Annotated in this window: 18 protein-coding genes and 1 pseudogene; 6 read left to right on the top strand and 13 right to left on the bottom strand. The window is 63.6% G+C overall.

Annotated elements, in window-relative coordinates; genetic code table 11:
• Nucleotides 1-131: 131 nt before the first annotated feature.
• A complete protein-coding gene (locus tag E3O39_RS09295; protein WP_166787299.1) occupies nucleotides 132-1595 on the top strand; it encodes a recombinase family protein in 1464 nt (487 codons plus the stop codon).
• Here the strand turns inward: E3O39_RS09295 and E3O39_RS09290 are convergent.
• Nucleotides 1557-2111 carry a recombinase family protein gene (locus tag E3O39_RS09290; RefSeq protein WP_134447276.1) on the bottom strand — a complete coding sequence of 185 codons (555 nt, stop codon included), beginning with the start codon at nucleotides 2109-2111 and terminating at the stop codon, nucleotides 1557-1559. The genes E3O39_RS09295 and E3O39_RS09290 overlap by 39 nt on opposite strands.
• 151 nt (nucleotides 2112-2262) lie before the next feature.
• Here E3O39_RS09290 and E3O39_RS18965 point away from each other — a divergent pair, with 151 nt between their 5' ends.
• From E3O39_RS18965 to E3O39_RS09270, 4 genes are read left to right on the top strand one after another with little or no spacing between them, the layout of a single operon-like run.
• On the top strand, nucleotides 2263-2625 hold the full coding sequence (locus E3O39_RS18965; RefSeq protein ID WP_166787298.1) for a hypothetical protein: 363 nt from the start codon (nucleotides 2263-2265) through the stop codon (nucleotides 2623-2625).
• Nucleotides 2604-2876, top strand: a complete 273-nt coding sequence (locus E3O39_RS09280; protein ID WP_134447274.1) for a hypothetical protein — start codon at nucleotides 2604-2606, stop codon at nucleotides 2874-2876. Before E3O39_RS18965 ends, E3O39_RS09280 begins: the two co-directional genes overlap by 22 nt.
• Nucleotides 2876-3217, top strand: a complete 342-nt coding sequence (locus E3O39_RS09275; protein WP_134447272.1) for a hypothetical protein — start codon at nucleotides 2876-2878, stop codon at nucleotides 3215-3217. The genes E3O39_RS09280 and E3O39_RS09275 overlap by 1 nt, the downstream gene beginning before the upstream one ends.
• A 28-nt stretch (nucleotides 3218-3245) precedes the next feature.
• A complete protein-coding gene (locus E3O39_RS09270) occupies nucleotides 3246-3533 on the top strand; it encodes a hypothetical protein (RefSeq protein WP_134447271.1) in 288 nt (95 codons plus the stop codon).
• Nucleotides 3534-3727: 194 nt separating this feature from the next.
• On the opposite strand, the gene E3O39_RS09265 is transcribed toward E3O39_RS09270, so the two are convergent.
• The 12 genes and pseudogenes from E3O39_RS09265 to E3O39_RS09210 all read right to left on the bottom strand — a co-directional run.
• Nucleotides 3728-4072 carry a hypothetical protein gene (locus E3O39_RS09265; protein WP_134447269.1) on the bottom strand — a complete coding sequence of 115 codons (345 nt, stop codon included), beginning with the start codon at nucleotides 4070-4072 and terminating at the stop codon, nucleotides 3728-3730.
• Nucleotides 4073-4659: 587 nt separating this feature from the next.
• Nucleotides 4660-4968 (bottom strand): hypothetical protein, encoded by a 309-nt coding sequence (locus E3O39_RS09260; RefSeq protein ID WP_166787297.1) that lies wholly within the window; start codon nucleotides 4966-4968, stop codon nucleotides 4660-4662.
• On the bottom strand, nucleotides 4968-5498 hold the full coding sequence (locus E3O39_RS09255) for a hypothetical protein (RefSeq protein ID WP_134447265.1): 531 nt from the start codon (nucleotides 5496-5498) through the stop codon (nucleotides 4968-4970). The genes E3O39_RS09260 and E3O39_RS09255 overlap by 1 nt, the downstream gene beginning before the upstream one ends.
• 122 nt (nucleotides 5499-5620) lie before the next feature.
• Nucleotides 5621-6691, bottom strand: a complete 1071-nt coding sequence (locus E3O39_RS09250; protein ID WP_134447263.1) for a hypothetical protein — start codon at nucleotides 6689-6691, stop codon at nucleotides 5621-5623.
• A gap of 33 nt (nucleotides 6692-6724) precedes the next feature.
• Nucleotides 6725-6988, bottom strand: a complete 264-nt coding sequence (locus E3O39_RS09245) for a hypothetical protein (protein ID WP_134447261.1) — start codon at nucleotides 6986-6988, stop codon at nucleotides 6725-6727.
• Between the two features lie 61 nt (nucleotides 6989-7049).
• Nucleotides 7050-7274, bottom strand: a complete 225-nt coding sequence (locus E3O39_RS09240) for a hypothetical protein (RefSeq protein WP_134447259.1) — start codon at nucleotides 7272-7274, stop codon at nucleotides 7050-7052.
• The gene (locus E3O39_RS09235; protein ID WP_134447257.1) at nucleotides 7271-8146 is read right to left on the bottom strand and encodes a hypothetical protein; all 876 of its coding nucleotides are present in this window, start codon (nucleotides 8144-8146) and stop codon (nucleotides 7271-7273) included. Before E3O39_RS09235 ends, E3O39_RS09240 begins: the two co-directional genes overlap by 4 nt.
• 17 nt (nucleotides 8147-8163) lie before the next feature.
• Nucleotides 8164-11490, bottom strand: coding sequence for an FtsK/SpoIIIE domain-containing protein (locus E3O39_RS09230; RefSeq protein ID WP_134447255.1), 3327 nt, complete (start codon nucleotides 11488-11490; stop codon nucleotides 8164-8166).
• 10 nt (nucleotides 11491-11500) lie between these two features.
• Nucleotides 11501-12475 carry a hypothetical protein gene (locus E3O39_RS09225; RefSeq protein WP_134447253.1) on the bottom strand — a complete coding sequence of 325 codons (975 nt, stop codon included), beginning with the start codon at nucleotides 12473-12475 and terminating at the stop codon, nucleotides 11501-11503.
• On the bottom strand, nucleotides 12472-13872 hold the full coding sequence (locus tag E3O39_RS09220; RefSeq protein ID WP_134447251.1) for a protein phosphatase 2C domain-containing protein: 1401 nt from the start codon (nucleotides 13870-13872) through the stop codon (nucleotides 12472-12474). Before E3O39_RS09220 ends, E3O39_RS09225 begins: the two co-directional genes overlap by 4 nt.
• A 5-nt stretch (nucleotides 13873-13877) precedes the next feature.
• Nucleotides 13878-14627 (bottom strand): VWA domain-containing protein, encoded by a 750-nt coding sequence (locus tag E3O39_RS09215; protein WP_134447250.1) that lies wholly within the window; start codon nucleotides 14625-14627, stop codon nucleotides 13878-13880.
• A gap of 535 nt (nucleotides 14628-15162) precedes the next feature.
• Nucleotides 15163-16062, bottom strand: a pseudogene (locus E3O39_RS09210) (IS1380 family transposase); the annotation flags it as partial.
• 284 nt (nucleotides 16063-16346) lie between these two features.
• Here E3O39_RS09210 and E3O39_RS09205 point away from each other — a divergent pair.
• Entirely contained in the window at nucleotides 16347-16859 is a 513-nt protein-coding gene (locus tag E3O39_RS09205; protein ID WP_134447246.1) for a hypothetical protein, read from the top strand.
• The last annotated feature ends 167 nt before the right edge of the window (nucleotides 16860-17026 follow it).

The following is a 17026-nucleotide window of genomic DNA, read 5'->3' as shown; positions in this document are numbered from 1 at the left end:
ATATGCGGTCGAGGCCGGCACGGTCAGAAACCGGCCTGCAGGATGAAGAGGCCGGGGAAGATCGCGAACAGGATCGTCATGGGGAGGATCAGGAATACGAGCGGGCTCATACAGAGACTAGGATGTTAACTATGCGAGCTGCGATTTACACCCGGATCAGCGAAGACTCCGCGGGCCGCGGCCTCGGTGTTGCCAGGCAGAAGCGGGACTGCGAGGAGTACGCCGCACGCAAGGGATGGGACGTCGCCGACTACTTCACGGACAACGACATATCCGCCACGCGGTCAAAGGTGCGCCCTGAATACGAGCGGATGCTTGCGGATGTCCGGGGGCAGCGTATCGATGCAATCATCGTTTATTCGATGGACAGGCTCACTCGGCGCCCCTCAGAACTTGAGTCCGTAATCGCCCTGGCCGACATCTACGGGCTGGAACTTGCGACTGTTGCCGGCAACGTGCATATCGCGACGCATGAGGACCGTGTGCTTGCCCGGACGATGGGGGCACTGGCATCCTACGAAACTGCGAAAATGAGCCAGCGGCTCAAACGCAAATTCTTGGAGAAGGCAGAGCTCGGCGAGCCGCACGGCTTCTCCCCCTACGGATACACGCGGATCCAGCCGCTTGACCCTGACGGACGGCGCACCAGTAAGATCGGCCGGGACGTAGTCCATCCGGAGCATGGCGAGGTAGTGCGGGAAGCCGCACGGCGCACGCTTGCGGGCGAATCGCTCCGTTCGATCGTGAGCGACTTCAATGAGCGCAGCATCCATGGGCCGAAAGCCAACCAGTGGAACTCGACCATCCTTCGTCAGATTCTGCTACGGCCGACGAACGCCGGGCTGCGGCAGTACCAAGGCAGGGTGCTAGGCCCGTCAACGACCCAGCCGCTGTACGACGTCCCAACGCATGACCGTCTGGTTGCACTACTGAAAGACCCCAGCCGTAAGAGCAACTTCGCCGGGTCCAGCTACAAGTACCTGCTAAGCGGCCTCGCCATTTGCGGCTTGTGCAGAGGTCCGATGCGCCGCCAGATCGGGCGCACGGTAGTAAGCAAGAAGACCGGCGCCACTAAGCGACGGCCGGCGTCGTACAACTGTGCAGACTGCTACAGGGTGCGACGCAGCCAGGAGGCCGTCGACGAACTGATCGTTGAGCAAGTAATCGCCCGCCTATCGATGGCCGACGCGGAGGGACTCTCCAGAACTGGTGACAGTGAGCTCGCCCAGGAAGCGCAAGCTTCCATCGAAGCGATTGACGCGAAGCTGGCTCGTGTCGCCGACCTGTTCGCCGGCGATGAGATCACACACGAGCAGTTGAAACGGATGACCGAGACGCTACGACGGAATCGTGTTGGCGCTGTACGCGACCTCGACGGGGCCCGACCCCGCACGCACCTGACAGAGCTGGCCGGCGGCGAAGTCAGAGAGAAGTGGGGCGCTCTACCAATTGACGCCAAGCGAGCGGTCATCGCCGACCTTCTCACGGTAACCATCATGCCGACCGGGTCCGGCACGCGTTTCGACCGGGACCTCATCGTGGTCAACTGGAAGACCTCAGGTGAGTTGAAGAGCGCGGTAGACGACGCTCCGTGAGCACCCAAGCTCGGTACCAATCTCGATGGCGCTCGAGCCGCGCTTGAACATGACTCGAGCCAGCTCGACCTTTGCTTCACTGAGCGCACGAGGTCGGCCGCCGATGCGGCCGCGCTCACGCGCTGCTCGCAGTCCAGCGTTCGTCCGTTCGATCAGGATTTCTCGCTCCATCGTTGCGAATGAGATGAGCAAGGTTTGGAGCATGCGTCCAGCCGGCGTCGACGAGTCGAGGCCCTCAGTGATCGACCGGAAGGCGACACCCCGGCGTTCGAGGTCCTGCAAGAGTTCCAGGACCGCCAGTGTGTTGCGCCCGAGACGATCCAAGCGGAAAGTCACCAGCTGATCACCATCGCGGAGGAAGTCTAGAGCCGCGGTTAGGCCGGCCCTAACCGCGACCGAGCCGCTAACCCCGACATCCTCGAAGATCTTCTTGACCCCGGCTGCGGCCAACGCGTCGTACTGAAGGTCGGTCTTCTGCTCGCTGGAAGAAATCCTCACGTATCCGATGAGTGCCATGTCGTTTCCGCTCCCCAATACGCCCCAAACCGTTTCTGGGAATGACCCGGTTTAGGGACTTCTTCTGGGACGCCGATCGGCGTCTGACGGACACATGCGCGGGAGTTCCCGGAACCGGTCGTTTTTGGGACGCCCCGCGCATGTACTCCGTATGACCACCACACCGAACCCGCGAACGTTTAACATCTTCCGCATCACGACCAGCGCTGACGAAACCGTCACGTTCTTTCGAAGCCGGACTTCCGCTCACTCCGAGGCAGCGATCGGCGAGGGCGCTCCGCAGAGGGCGGCCGTCGGCTGTAACTTCGAGATTGGGGAGCCGGCCGTCGTCCAGTGGGCTGACGGCGGCGGTTGGACTGGCGGCCTGGTCGTTGACGTCGTGCAAATCGTGGAGATCGTGGAGATCGTGGAGATCGTGGAGATCGTGGAGATCGTGGAGATCGTGGAGATCGTGGAGATCGATCCTGCAAATACTCCGCGCATGTACTCCGCATGCCCACCACACACGACCTGACCAAGCTCTCACTGTTCAAAATCACTACGGCCCGAGAAGTGATTCTGTACGCGCGGCACGTAGTGACCGGCCGCGCCATGGCTTCGGCTGCCGAGGGGCTCCCATACGCACCATGCGCAGGCGTCCGGCTGGAAGCAGGCTCGCCGGCATTGATTGATTTCGACGATGACGGCCGTGCCGTCCATTTCACCGGCGGCGTCGTGCTTTCGGTCGAGCAACTACCCGGACCGCCATTTGAGCCGCTGCCGTGATGGACAACGGCCTCGGGCCTCGAATCGTCAACCTTGGATCCCTCCGCGGGTGGAGTTACACAGCAATCACGGATGCGGAGATAGTCGTCGTTCGGATCTACCAGAACGGCTCTATCAAAATCGGCCGCGGCGTTGCCAGAGGCAGCTCTGGCCCGCACCTGATCACCGACGGGCGAATGTACGCGGTCGACCTCTTTGAACTGGCCAAAGGCTCCTATGGGTGGTGGTCATTCCGCGACCCAGACGACGTGATCGGATCAGGCGGGACGACCGCGGCTCCCATCCTTTGGGTCGATGCGGAGCCAATTCCGGAGATACGACCTGAGTGGCGTACCTCCTAATCGAGCCCGGTCCGCGCATGCACCTGTCGTGAAGCAACTCACGAGCGCAGACACACCCGACATCTACACCGCGGCCGGCGCCGGCACGGTCGCGGTCGTCGAGATCGACGAGTCACAAACGGTAGTCACCTGGCGACTCCGAGAGGTCGCCGATGACGACGACAGCTCCCCGGAATCCGAGTGGCCTGGCGGGCCAATCAACGACCTCCACCTGACAGTCGGCAAGCCCGGTACCCTCCACGGAGCCGGCACCATCGGTGATGCCGAACTCGGGATTATCCGGACCATCACGAAGCTGAGTCCGCGGGTACCCTGACCGATATGAAACCCTCGAATAACAGCGAGCCGGCCCGGCTGCCGGTGGATCAGGTGTGGGCGGCTAATCCCTTGGATCTCAGCGGCGGGGAGTGCTGGCTAGCGACTGGGCCCGAGCTGTTGCCTCAGTCCCGATTCCGCCAGGTAGCGGGCTAGCGCGAAGATTTCAGGACCTGGCGATCGTCTGGATCTGACTCAGCACTCCGGCATGAAGAATTTGATCGCTCGCTCGCGCACCGCACGGCGGTCTCCGTATAGGCCGAAATCACCGGTCCCGCGCAGCTGGCGGTCGTCAGCCATGCCACGGCCCGATTCCTGCCACAGCCCCTCGCCGGCGCGGTTCGTGTAGAAACGGCGAGCGACGGTGCCGAATGGGTAATTTTCGTCAAGAACGGCCCAGGTGTAGCCGCCAGTTGTGAATTCGTCGATCGTTGAAACAAAGACTTCAACCTCCCCGTACTCTGCAATCTTCGTACTGCGGAAGTACCTTTGGCCCTCGAAGACGATCGAGCGTGCTGACCGGATCTTGGCTCCCGACATCTCATTCCCCTGACGTCTTGAGGCCGCCGCTGGTCTTGCCTTCGCGGTTGTGATGACAATTCGTGCGGTTGCAGTTCTTGCCTGGCCCACTGGCGCCCCTTTGAATATGGGGCTTCACCTGCGTTCTGCCCTCCACATAGAGACATGCGGCGATTAGGGATGCGCCAAGACAGGTGTTATGGAAATGTTACCAAACCCATTCGGTGAGGCGAGCGGAGGGGGACGTCGGCCTGCCTGGCCGTCGGTCAGTCTTCCTGTTGCGCCTGGAAGGAATCTCTCGACTTGCCGGCGAGGAGGACCCCGTCACGTAGGGCGACGCCCATCGGTGCAAGTAGCATCTCGACGGAATCCGAGTTCCATATCGCTGCAAAAGGGGTCATCGAACGGTGGGCCCCACGGAAGCGGGAATCTTGCGCGACCTCTGGACTCGTGATTTCGACGGGCTCGAGAAGTTCGAGTCCCTACGGTGCACGTCTGGGGTCTCGATGCCTCGGGCCCGGGACCCCAGGCAAGCATCGCTGACGACGTGTCGACGACAACATAGACCGGCAGAACCAAGGATCTCTTGATCACGGGCTCAACCGGGCTCATGCGAGGAGTTTGAACAGGCGTATTTCGACTTTGTGGTCTTCATGACCGAGCCGGGTCTCCCAACCGCGCAGCTCGTCTCCGACGAGGGTCAGTGCGGATCGGTAGTCGCCGATCTGGATGACGGCGTGATTGGTGCCGCTAGTGGCATCGACGACATAGGTGCCCGTCCAGCTGGGCCGATCGTCGGCACCGAACATGTTTTTTTCGCTCAGGCCGTTCGCCCGGATCGTGACCAGAAAGCTGGATCCCTCAGCGGTGACTTTCACCCAGTTTCCGAACAACGCCCTGTCCCCCAGATACATCATTATGACTCCCGTTCGTTTCGATTCGTGGACCGTGCGATGGTGAACTTCCCTGCGATGATCTGGGACCAGACGCGCGGGAACCCCTCGCCCTCGACGGTGCGAGAAATCAGCCGGAATCCTTCGCCGTACGGATCGTGTCGGCGCTGGAACATGGCATCCGCTATTCGGAGCGCGGCCGGCGACGCGTCGCACTGTCGAAGGTAGGACCAGCGCACATACTCGGCCAGTCCCTCCTCGATCGCAGCGCCGATCGAGACGGCGCCGGCGGCCACCATGGCGACATGGGTGTACTCATGGGCCAGGCACGACCGGAAGTGCACCAACGGCAGCCCCGCGCGGATCGTCACGACGAGACTTCCGGGCACGACCCGGGAATCGACGAACCGACCCCGGGTGATGCCGTGGATCTCATCGGGCAGCGACGGAATGCTGCGTTGCATCGCGGTCAGGGAGCGAAGTTGCACGGTTACGCCGGCCGGCACAGCGAGGCCGAGGTCCCGGACATCCCTCAATACCGCACGCGCGGGCATGCTCACCTGCGTCGCGTGATCGATCACTGAGTCGGTGCACTCCCGGCAGGCGAATGGGCCGGACGGACGGGCACCGGTGTCCCCAAAAAAGCTGTTCAAGACATAACACCAGGAACACCGGATCATATCTTGGGCTCGGCCAGCCGAGGAGGCGACGTGCAGATCGTTGTGCCCCTCTCCTCAATCCGGTAGCCCCACTGAGCTGCGTCGGGACACGGATCGGTCAGGTTGCCCAAGACAGCGCCGATCGTGACGACGGCCGGGTACTGCGCCGTCGCGGCTATATCGCAGGGCACCGGGTCGGGGCTCAGGTCGGCCTCCGCGCGCTCCATACTGGCCACTCGGCGGCACTGCCCGACGTGAAAAACATTCGCCCGGCACAACTCGTCCGTCCCGACTCTGATGAGAGTCTCGCCCGAATTGCAGGTTACGCCCGCGTCCGTCGCGGCCCGGGAGGCGATGACGTGGGTTGCCGCCGGATTCTCGCACGGCACAACCAACACGGGCTCCGTGATCAGAAGAGATTGCTCCTCTTCGGTAGGCCGGAACAGTATCGTCGTGCACACGCCCGCCTGTAGCGGTTTCAGAACCTCCAGGTAGGCCAGCCAGGCATCATTAGCCGCAGTCGATTTCCCGGCCCCGGACAGGTTGAAGACGACCAGGCCGACCACGATGAGGGCCATCACCCCACCCCAGGCGAGCCAGAATCGGCTCGTGAGCGTCGTCGGCGGGGCCTTACTAACGGGGGGTTTCCCGGGCACACCCGCTTTCACCACCACCTGGCGCGCTACCGGCTTCGGCGCCACCGGCTTCGGAACGGCTTGTGACATCGTTAGGTTCGGAACGTCGTGCAACTCCTTCAGGAGTCCCGGAAAGGCTGGCCAGATGACCTGAGCCACGAGAGCGATTTCCGGCGCGGGAATGCCACACGAGTGGATGAGCTGATAGATCGCCCCCAGAACGTCCGACGTTTCTCGCCCGGTTCGTCCGCCCAGATTGGAGGGCCAGTTCAGCCGACCGATGTTCGACCACAACTCCCCGGGCACGAGAACGCTCCCGTTTTCACCGATGGTGATGACCGCCACGACGGCGGTGGATGAACGGACGGGTCGAGAGATCTCGTCGATGCTCGTCTGGCCGATTTTCTTCACGCCGAACCGGTCTGCCAGAACGACGACGATATCGGCCGTCAACTTGGGCCTACGGTCGGTCGCACTTTCCACACGCTACTTGGCCCCCATACTCTTGGCCTGCGCGATGACGCGTGCCAGGAAACGTTCCATCTCCACTGCATCCGCTTCGAACCCGGCCACCTTGCGACGCGCGGCGGCGAAGGTGTTCTCAAACGATTTACTGTTCGCGTCATTCCAGTCGGCCGTCCGCAGGGCAGAATCGACCGCCCGGAGGGCGTCTTTGACCGCTCGGTTCGACTTGGCGAGTTCGGCCTTCAGGCGCTCGACGTCGGCCACTTTGATGTGAATGTCTGGCATAGGGACTCCTCAGTCACGGGTGTTCGTTAGTCGTCTTCAGGTCACTAATCGTTGTCGGTCACTAATCGATGTCGGCCACAGTGCGCAGTGCAGCGGTCAGCACCTCACCCAGCTGGTCCAAAGCGCGACTGGTGCGCTCGTTCACCCGGGCCACCGGGACCACAACCCGCTGGCGGTATTCCAGCGAACGAGTGTCATTCCAGTGGGCAAAAGCGGCCTCGGCACGCTGGTTCCAGAGCATCGCGGAATCGGCCGCTATGGAGATCTGGTACAGGAGCGGATTCACGGCACGATCCTCGCCGGTACGCTGTGGCGCCCGTCTCGCAGCGCGACCCAGATGCGATGCTGGCCGTTCGCAATCGAGAACTGACCGCCCGGCTCCGCGTTCAGTCGAATGGAGTCCCCGTCGTTGAGAAACTGCGAACGGGTCATCGCGTAGGACCGCGTTCCACTCAGACCGGAGCGAGTGTCCCGGTCGACGAGAGCATCGCGGGGTACCCCGTCCCGAAGGCCCGGCAGCACCACCTGGTCAAAGGCGTCGAAAGCCCAGCTCAAATCTGCCGGGCTATAGCCCTTGCCGAAATCCGCCGGACCCGTGACCGTCGATCGGGAGATGTCGATGCGCGACAGGGGGACCAGAGCGAATCCGGCCGGGAGTCCGGGCGGATACTCCAGCGCGTCGGGAACCGTTGCAGCCTGGCCCGGTACCGCTCCTGTGGAGCCCGTGCCGCTGGCGCCGGGCAGAGAGAAGTGGGCCATTGCCTGGTAGTCCCGGAGATCACCCGTCAGCGTTCGCAGCAACGCGACGCCGATCTGACCCACGGAGTGCAGTTCGATCTCAAGGCGCCGTGTTTCCGCGGCGAATGTCGTCCGCGCCGCATCGACTTGGGTGAGGGCCACCCGAACCCGATTCAGGTTCGCTTCCGCCTGCGCGAGTCGACGACGTGGCTCCGAACAGCCAGATCTACCACCGGAGACCCGGCACGCGTCGAGCTCGGCGCGCAGACGCTGGGTCAGCTGTTCGAGTTCACTGATTCTAGCCGCCACTCTCCGGTGCACTTCCGCCGCCTTGCGTGCACCCTCGGCGAGAACCTGATCGGTGCGTCGCACGGAGTCCTGCAGGTCGAGCCTCGCCCGAATCAGCGTGCGTTCGTTCACCCGGGCCGCTCCCCCGCTCATGAACTCCTCCAGAATGCGAGGGTCGGTTCGACGAAGGCGCGCGCAACCACGGTGGTGTCACGGGACCGATCATAGACGATCAATTGTTCCGGCAGCAGGTTGGTCGCATCGGCGCTGTCGATGAGGCGGTGGGAATCCTCCCGGCTGAGCTGGCCGACGACGCGCAGGTCGAAGCGGTCCTCGGCGGAACCGCCCAGTTTGCGGCTCAGGGTGGCGAACCGGTCGAGGGAGACGATGGTGTGAATGCCGACCGCGGGGCCGTCGTCCAGTATGCGGTCCAGTACATCGCTGAGCGGCTTTGCGGCCTCCAGCTGGGAGGATCGATCAACATTGGCGAGCATCAGCAGCACTCCACGTTCCTCGTACCGGCCCTGGGTGTGTCTGCGTTCGACCAGGGACAGCACGCCGGCAATTCCGGATTCGATCTGACGTCCGCGAAGGGACGTGAGCGAACCTGCCGTGGCCGCCCGCGTCTGGAACTGGTTCAGCGCAGGTTCCAACGCAATGCTGAATTCCGAACCCAGCCCTCCGAAGTCACACACGATGACATCGAGGTCGCCGCGCATCACCGTTGCTGCGGCCAGGGTGAGTACGGGCACTGACCGTTGAGCCGGGCCGACAAGAAGCAGATTGCCGGCCACAGACCGAGCGAGTCGAGCCGTGACTGGACCACCCAGATTCATCGGCAGGCCCACTGCAACAGGAATCGTCTGACCGGGCTGGACGGCGCGCACCAGGGCACCGATCGACGCCGGCACCGCGCACTCAGCGATGCCTTCGAACACGATGGGTCGGAGCCGGATTCCCTTGAGATCCGCCAGCTTTCGCACGAGGCGCGTCGTTTTGGCGGCGAGGTCGCGGGACACCAGCGTCGCCTGGAAGCGTTCGTTGTCGCCCTTCCTCCCCGCTCGCAGGTTGATGATTCCTTCCCCGGGTCGGTTCAGCACTGCCGCTTCCGGGTTGTCCTCCGCCAGGAGCAGCCGTGCGTCAGCATCGGCTGAGGCGAACACCACTCGCGTCGGCACGAGGCTCAGTGCATCCTTCGGCAAAGCTTCCGCGCCCGACAGCGTTTGCGAGGCCAGTACCAGGTGGATGCCGATCGCGCTCCCTTGCTTGAGGATGCGGCGCAGCAGCCGTTGAGCCTCGTCTCCCAGCGCGTCCGCGGTCTCGAAGAGCGCATGGAACTCGTCGATCACCGCGACGACCCGGGGCATCGGCTTGGCCACCTTGCCGCGATATTCGGCCAGATTGGCAACCTGTTGCGCACGGAACAAGGCGCCGCGATGTTCCATCTTGTCGACCAGGGCCTGCAATACCGAGATGCCGAACTCCCGCCCCGATTCCAACGCAACGACCCGCGCATGCGGCGACGCGGTGTACGCCTTGAACTCGACACCCATCTTGATGTCGATGAGGAACAGTTCGAGTTCGTCGGGGCCGTAGGTCTGTGTCAGCGATGCGATCAGCGCATGCAGGAATACCGATTTCCCCGAGCGGGGGGCACCACCGACGAGCACATGGGCGTTCTCCAGCTTGGACGCGATTTCAACTTCGGCGATGTCGGCGGAACCTTTCCTGCCGACCCGTGCGATAAGTCCGTCCCGCGAATTGCCCTGCCACCAGGTGTCGGGCCGGCCGGGAACGGCGACCGGCGGGCCGCCGGCCAGCGCCTTGCCCAATCGGTCGGCGCGCTTGCGCTGGGCTAAGTCGCTGACCCGTTCCGGGCTGACTTCGACAGTGGATGCCCGCTCCAGACCCTTTTCAATCTTCACCATGAGCTGCCCCGTCACCCCGCCCACAATTGCGGTGGGGTCGCTGCCCTGCCAGACCAGTTCCGACGACGACGTGAACAGGTTGCGATCCCGCGGCAGGGCAACCGATGTAAGCAACTGCTGAATAGTGCCCCCGGCGGTCGCGGCCCTCGATGCCAGACGGGCGCGGTCTGAGATTCTCTGCATCGCGAGGGGCCAGCGTGCGCTCACTGAGTATCCGGATTCCAGCACGGGGAGGCCCGAAGGGATGGGGGCCGCATCACCCCAGCGTGCGCCCGGCGTCGCCCGAGCACCCGAGATGGCGGCCCCTTCGGTCACAATGAGCGTGTAGACACCGCAGCGCGGCCCGGATGTGATGATCTTTTCCAGTTGCGCGATGGCCTCGTGATCGACACCGCCGCCGGCCCGCTCGAACCCCTTCGGGTAGTCGAAGAGCAACAGGACCCGATATGGCTCGGCGATCTCGCCGGCAGCCAGGTTGTACTCGTGCAGGCTCGAATGCTGGGCGCCCAGGTATTTCTGGGTAACGAAGGTGATATGCGCTTCGACACTGTCGAGCAGTTGGTGCAACTCGGTAGCCGTGCTCCTGACCTTGTCACCGATGATCCGGCTGGCCGCTTCGCCCAGCTGGAAGATGTATTTCACCGAGTCGCCGAGCCCCACCGGATCGAAGACGTTGAGTTTCAGGTCACCGGCCGGGAGCAGCCCCAGCAGCCGCAGGACCAGGCTTTGCAGGGACACTCGGCTGTTGGTGATCGCGCCGCCGTCACGGTCCAGGTCGATCAGGGCGGGGATCCAAAATGGTGTGGACTGCACCACGGTCGCCTGAAACCCGACACCGTGATGTTCCGCCGTCCCGGATGGACCCGCTATCTGAACCGTGGGACCCGGATCGACGAGCCAGCCGAACTGCACGACGAGGGGGCCGTGGCCGGGGATCACAGCAAGAATCTGGCGGTCGACCAGGTCGGCGATCCCTGCGGGGAGGCGGAGCATCCGGTTGGCGGCGGTGACGGCGCCCTCATCGCCGGGGATGTGGGAGTGCATGGCCAGGGCCGACGCCGAGATGCGTCCTCGAAGGTTCTGCGCGATCTCGATCTGCGCGGCCGTGGCCTCGGCACAACACTCGGCGAATTCGGTGCGTTCGGCCTGAAAAAGCCAGTACTTGCTGGTGGACAGAAGCGGCATCCGCGCGCTGAGCAGCCGTGCCGCCAGATCGGACAGCAGTGTTGCTGCCTGATCGATCGTCACCCTCCCCGTGGCCGACTGCGGCTCCCGCAGTTGGGCAACCGTGAGCTCGAGCCGCCACTTTGCCGCGTCCTTCTTCACGATCTGGCCGTTCCACCGCTGCAGGAAGGTAGACTCTAGAGCCGTCAGGGCCCGCTGGATACGTTGCATGCGGCGTGATGGTCCGTCGGCGACGGCGTCGAGCACTGAAACTATCTTCGCGACGCGCTTCGAGCGCAAGAGCAGAAGCCGGTCGACGGAGCGCTCGAAACTGCTCGGTCGCGACAGCGCCCAGGTGGCGAGGGTACTCGGAGGGGATGCCATCGGGATGGATCTATGATTGGCGAACGAAATCGTCGAACAGCACGTCGATGGTGGGTCGATCTTTGGGCTCGGCGGCGAGTGCCGCAGCCAGCGTTGCGGCGAACCTCTTGCCGCGAAACTTCGTAATTTTCGCCATCGACTCTGGAGAATGTCGAGTGGATAGGGATTTCTCTCCCCCGTCGAACAGCCTGAGGATCAGAATCGCCGTCTTGAAGACGTCGCTTCGTTTGTCCTGGATGTCCACGGCGGCCCGCGCCGAAGCGATCTGGTTCGCCGAAGCGCCCGCCGCTACGAGCGATTTGTAGAGCGCCGACCTCTTGGCATTCTCGGGGGTCTGCCAGTCGGGCGTGTGTCCCTGCACGAGGGCAGGGACACCCGAACCGAGCCGGTACGAATCCACGTCCACGAACATGACCGAATTGCGCTCTTTCTGTTCCGTGGGATGGATGAAAAAGAGCACGTTTGCCGAACTGAAGTCCCCGATGACCACGTCGAGTTCGTGCATCAGGGCCACGTACCGCAGCAGTCGCGCGGTGAGGTAGAGCCTGCCGTGCAGCGTGAGGGGGGTGAGGTTTCGGGCCCTGATGTCGGCTTCGGGCTGCAGATACAGCGAGGCTTCCGCCGGATCCCGGAAGGTCTTGCCCGAACTCGTCGTCACCTGCACGAAGAAACGGTCCGGGATCTCGCGCATCAGAAGCCCGATCGCACCGACGTGATCTTCGACCACGGCCACCGGCCACACGCTCGACGCGTCAATACGCTGCCGCTGCGCGGGAGTCGCACCGCTGCGCACCCGGATTAGGCCTACGAGCGACCGCCGGATTCCATGCTCGATCCCCGAGCGCACCTTGGACCGATACTCCTTGTAAACGTACGGCCCGTCACTCCCGGGCAGGGTCACCGCGGGCGCGCGGTAGAGGATCGCCTGTGATCCCGAGTTGAGGGGCTTGAGACCGCCCAGGGCATCACGGCGAACGCTGATCACGCCCACACGATCACCACCGTGCGGTCGTCGTCGGCTTGAAAAGTCACGAAACTCGCTGCACGCACGAGGTCGACCGGGCCCACCGGGGATTTGAGCGCGTTGTGCAGATACCCGCCGACCTCCGTCGACCCGTCCAGTAGAAAATCCCCGATACCGTCAGTGGTCACCAGTAGCGCCTGCCCCCGATGGAGCGTCCCGTGCTGAACCGTCGCGGGGCCGGGATCCAGGGGAAGCGCGGTGACCGCGTTGGACTTCGTTCCCGAGCTGGTCGATTTTCCCAGGCTGAGTACCTGCCAGCCCTTGGACGGGTCGAGGATGAGACTGGAGCCGTCACCGGCGACGACGACTCGGACATAACGGTGCGCGCCGTCGATGTCGGCGCGATTGGCAACGACGATGAATTCTGCTGTCGTTCCGAGCTGTACGGCATACTGCCGATCCGACACCCCGGCGACGTCCATGGGTTCCCCGCGCGGGTTGCTGATCGAGCCGGCCAACACGGCCTCGGCCCGCGCGCGAACGGCATCCCGCACCTTGACGGCGACGGATTGCCAGTCCGCGTCGTCAAATCCCGAACGCGCGAGTTCAGCCTGAACCTGGCTGACCCCGGTCTGCGCTGCCGCGTCAGCACCAATCTGGGAGAGTGCCCCCTGGGAGACCCCATCGGCGATCGTTGCGATGAACCAGGCCCCGTCCCGGGATTCGCCGACGGAGTAACTGTCCTGGCGCACACGGCCACCGTCGTAATGCGCCGCCCCCCGCAGCGACACGGCGCCGATCGCGAGCGCCCCGGAATCGATGCGATCGACCACGATGGCCGGCCGGTGTCCTCCGGGGGTCGGCATGGCCAGTCTGGCCATCACCTCCAGCAGGGAACCCGCGGTGCCGATGACGGCAGAGCCGGCGTTCGGGCCGTCGGCTACCGGGACTGCGACGAATGGCCCGGGCTTCACCCACCGACCCGGGGGAAACGCGCCCGACGCGATCGGTTCGATTGCGGGCACATTTCCGACCGGGACCCGCGGCGCGACCAGCGGAGGTACGACAGCCGCTGGCTCCGCTTCCTGTGGTTCGGCCGCTTCGGCCGCTTCGGCCGATGTGACCGAGACGTCTTCAGGCGTGGCCCCCTCCACCGCGCCAGTGCGATCGGCGCCTGGATCGGCGCCGACGTTCGCCACGTCAAACGGGCTCACGGTCAGTGAGGAGGTCCCGGATTGTGACGCCGCTCCCATCACCGGCACGGGCTCATCAAGCGGGTAGGAATCGACGGAGTGACTCATGGGTTGACCTGGCCTCGTGTTCGCAATCGTTGGAGCCGCGTCGGCGCCGAGATGGCGCCGCGACCGCTGTCTGCCGAACAGCCCGAACGGCCACAAGAGCCTGATCAGGTGCTTCATATCGGTTAGTCGTAGACCTTGACGTCGAAAAGATCGGAGTCGATGCCGTCCAGGTCGATCGTGATTTCTTCGTCGCCCTCGTCATCACCAGACTTGCCCACCGCCGTGCCGATAATGGTGCTGACCAGCGGTTTGATGATCGCAGCCAGCGCCGCGCCGGCATCGACGCCTGACTTCGCGACGATGAGCGCGCCATGTTTCTTTGTGACGTAGCGGTCAAGCGTCGTAGCGGATGCTTCCGCTACGCCGAATGCGACGATTGTCGGGTGGGCGACGAAATTGTCATCGATGAGGTCGTTAAACGCTGCGTCTCGAGCCGCTTCGTCATTGTCGTTGGGTTCACCGTCGGTAACGAAGAATACGAGCGGCCGATAGACGTCGACGTCGTCCGATTTCAGGGATTGATAACCCAGATCCAGTTCGTGCCGCAAAAGCTGGAAGACCTTGGTGTAATTCGTCGCCCCATTCGCCTGCAGCACGGGAGTCGGGATGAAGTCCTGCTTATCCCCGAGCGGAACAACGGTTCTGGCTTCGCTGGCGAACTCGATCAGGCAGAGTCGAATCTTGTCCCGCACGGTGGGAGTGCGTTCGATCTCGTCGACAATCGCGGGAATGATCTCATTGGCGATGTCAATGAGGCGCTTTCCCGCGGGGCCGTCCCGCATCGATGAGGAGGTGTCCACCACGATGTAGCAGGGCAGGAGCGCTGGCTTTTTGATAAGGGGAGCATCTTCGACAATCACGGACTCAGACATTGTTCTCCTTACGGATGACGGCACCTCAGGAGTCTTCGATGCCTTCTTTGAATGCTATCGGCGCGGCAGGTTGCCCTATCGACTAAGTGTGCAATTACAGTGCATCGTCGATTGCCCCAGAAAGGGTGACAACACATCGGAGACCCGCACCAGTTTCAGAACGCATTGGAATTTTCCCAACTCCACAGCCGCCGGCCCCGCGTCGGGGCGGTGCGCGGGACGGGCAGACGGGGGATGCTTTGAGCGGTCCGAAGGGCATCCAGTACACAGTCGAGCAGCTCGCGTCGATGGTCGAGCGGAGGCGTTGGCCGCTGAGCCGCCCCGTCTGCGCGTCGCCGTCGCCGAACGGGCCCGCCTCGCCACTGAGCGCGCGGTCGTCGAGTCACTCTAAGCCTCGATCCACCGATCGGGCTGGGGCTCGAGTCGGCTTCTGATTCGACCCGGGTCAGGGTTGTCGGGCGCGATTGAGTGCGGGGCCTCGCTGCCCGTGGTGTTCCACTCGTGGTCCTGATCGTTTGGGTCGGGGGTTTGGTCGTCAGCTGGGCGCGGGTCGGGGGCGCTCGGTGCTGTGGCGGAACAGGGCGGTCCACGCGGTTTCCCATGGCCATTGCTCGGGCAGGTGGAGCGTGATGCGTCTGGCGGATGAGGCGATCCTGGCTGGGACGGTGACGGGTTCCCGGCGGATGGTGGCCGTGGTTGCTTTGTCCAGGCCGGCGCCCGCGATGGTCGCCGCGGCGCGGGTGAGGTTGAAGGCCATCACGGCCAGGACCAGCCAGGCGGCGATCGCGGTGAACACGCCAGAGGGCAGGTGCGCGAGGGCGCTGTTCTTCAAGTCCGCGTTCACGAGATCGATCACCGCGTGAGCCCGGTGGGTTTTCTCCGCGGCGACCGTGGGCAGGTCACTGGTGGTGAAGAACGCGTGGAAGCGGTGCGTGTCGAAGAGAGTGGGGTGCTCGAGGTCTTTCTTGTTCAGTTCCGGGATTCGACGCACAACGAGGCGGCCAATGATGTGCTCACTCTTCTTCCGGGACGTGAAAGCGGTGAACGGTATTTCGGCGACTTCGGCCGTGCTGATCCAGGCTTTCGTGGCCTCGTCGTAGATGGCGTTGGTGTACTCAATGGCCTCCCAGGCGGTATCGGGAATGGCCGTGATCGCGCGTTTCACGGCAGGATGTATCCGGGCCGTGACAGACAGGGCCGCGCCCGCAGGATCGCTGCGCTCATCGTGGCGTAACCGTAGAACGCGGAATCGGCCCGGAGCAGCACTCGGGCGGAGGCCATGCCGTTGAGGCGTTGGTGGCGAGGGCGTCGCGAACCATCCGAGCCGCTCCGCGCGGCGACCCGCACGCGCCCCGCCGTAACCGCTGCCCGACGATGATCGGCGCGGAAACATCCGTTTCACCGTCGCAAGGAAAGCATTGATCCCATAGACCCCGAGTACAATTTTACCTGACAAGAAAGGCATTCTAGGTTTAACGCGCCGCTAGATGCCCAACCCTATCGGTGGATCGAGTTTTCACCGTGCACCCCACAACGGCCAACGCACGTGACATTTCAACCACCTACGATCTGCTTTTCCAGAGGTGCCAGCACAATTCGGACCTGACCACCACGTTCATCGCGCTGACCCAAATCGGGTGACGCGAGCACGTCTCTTCAGAATCAGAGCCGCCGCGCATGCAACCGACATCGCACTTATCTTCGCTTCAAGAGAGTCCAATGAATACCGCATCAGACCATCGCATGTCCGTACATGAGGACATAGGGATCGAAATCCTCTTGGGGCACCTCGCCGCCGGAACGATACTTCCCGCACAACGGAGTTGGGGCGGCGGTGAGGTTCACGCATCGGCGGGCACTGTGACGAAGGAGTATGCACGGCTGGATGCGATGGGCCTTGTCATCGCGCACGCTAACAACCGTAAGAAGGTTGTCGCTGCGGGTGTTGCCGCGAGCGAGCGACTGAGTGTGGCAACACAGGAACTCGTGGACGTCTCTCGCTCCGACGGACGGTCGCTGGAAACGACGATCCTGCTCCTGAGGGGCTTGTGGCGGCAGACCGAGGCGACCGAATGCCTGGCCGACCCCTGGCAGAACTTCAGCGCGGATGTACTTCCTGGATCGACGCGAATCGGGGCAGAGGCGCCGCCCGAAGCCGCCGGGCCAGAAGACGATGCATACGATCAAGAGCGCAGCGCCATCAGTAACGACGGAGATGACGACGATTTCTAGCCCGAGATCTGACGAACAATCGGCGTCGCTTTAAGGGTCTCGCCAAGGCACCGGTGACGCCTGACAGGACCCGATTCAGAGCCACTCCGCCCGATTTCATCGCCAACACCTGCACTCCGGCCAGCCGGGCTCAGCCTGTCGTCTGCGTGCCGGTGCGGCACCCGAGC

The organism is Cryobacterium sp. MDB2-A-1 (assembly GCF_004402675.1).
GTDB lineage: Bacteria > Actinomycetota > Actinomycetes > Actinomycetales > Microbacteriaceae > Cryobacterium > Cryobacterium glucosi.
This window is presented reverse-complemented; position numbering and strand designations above follow the sequence as displayed.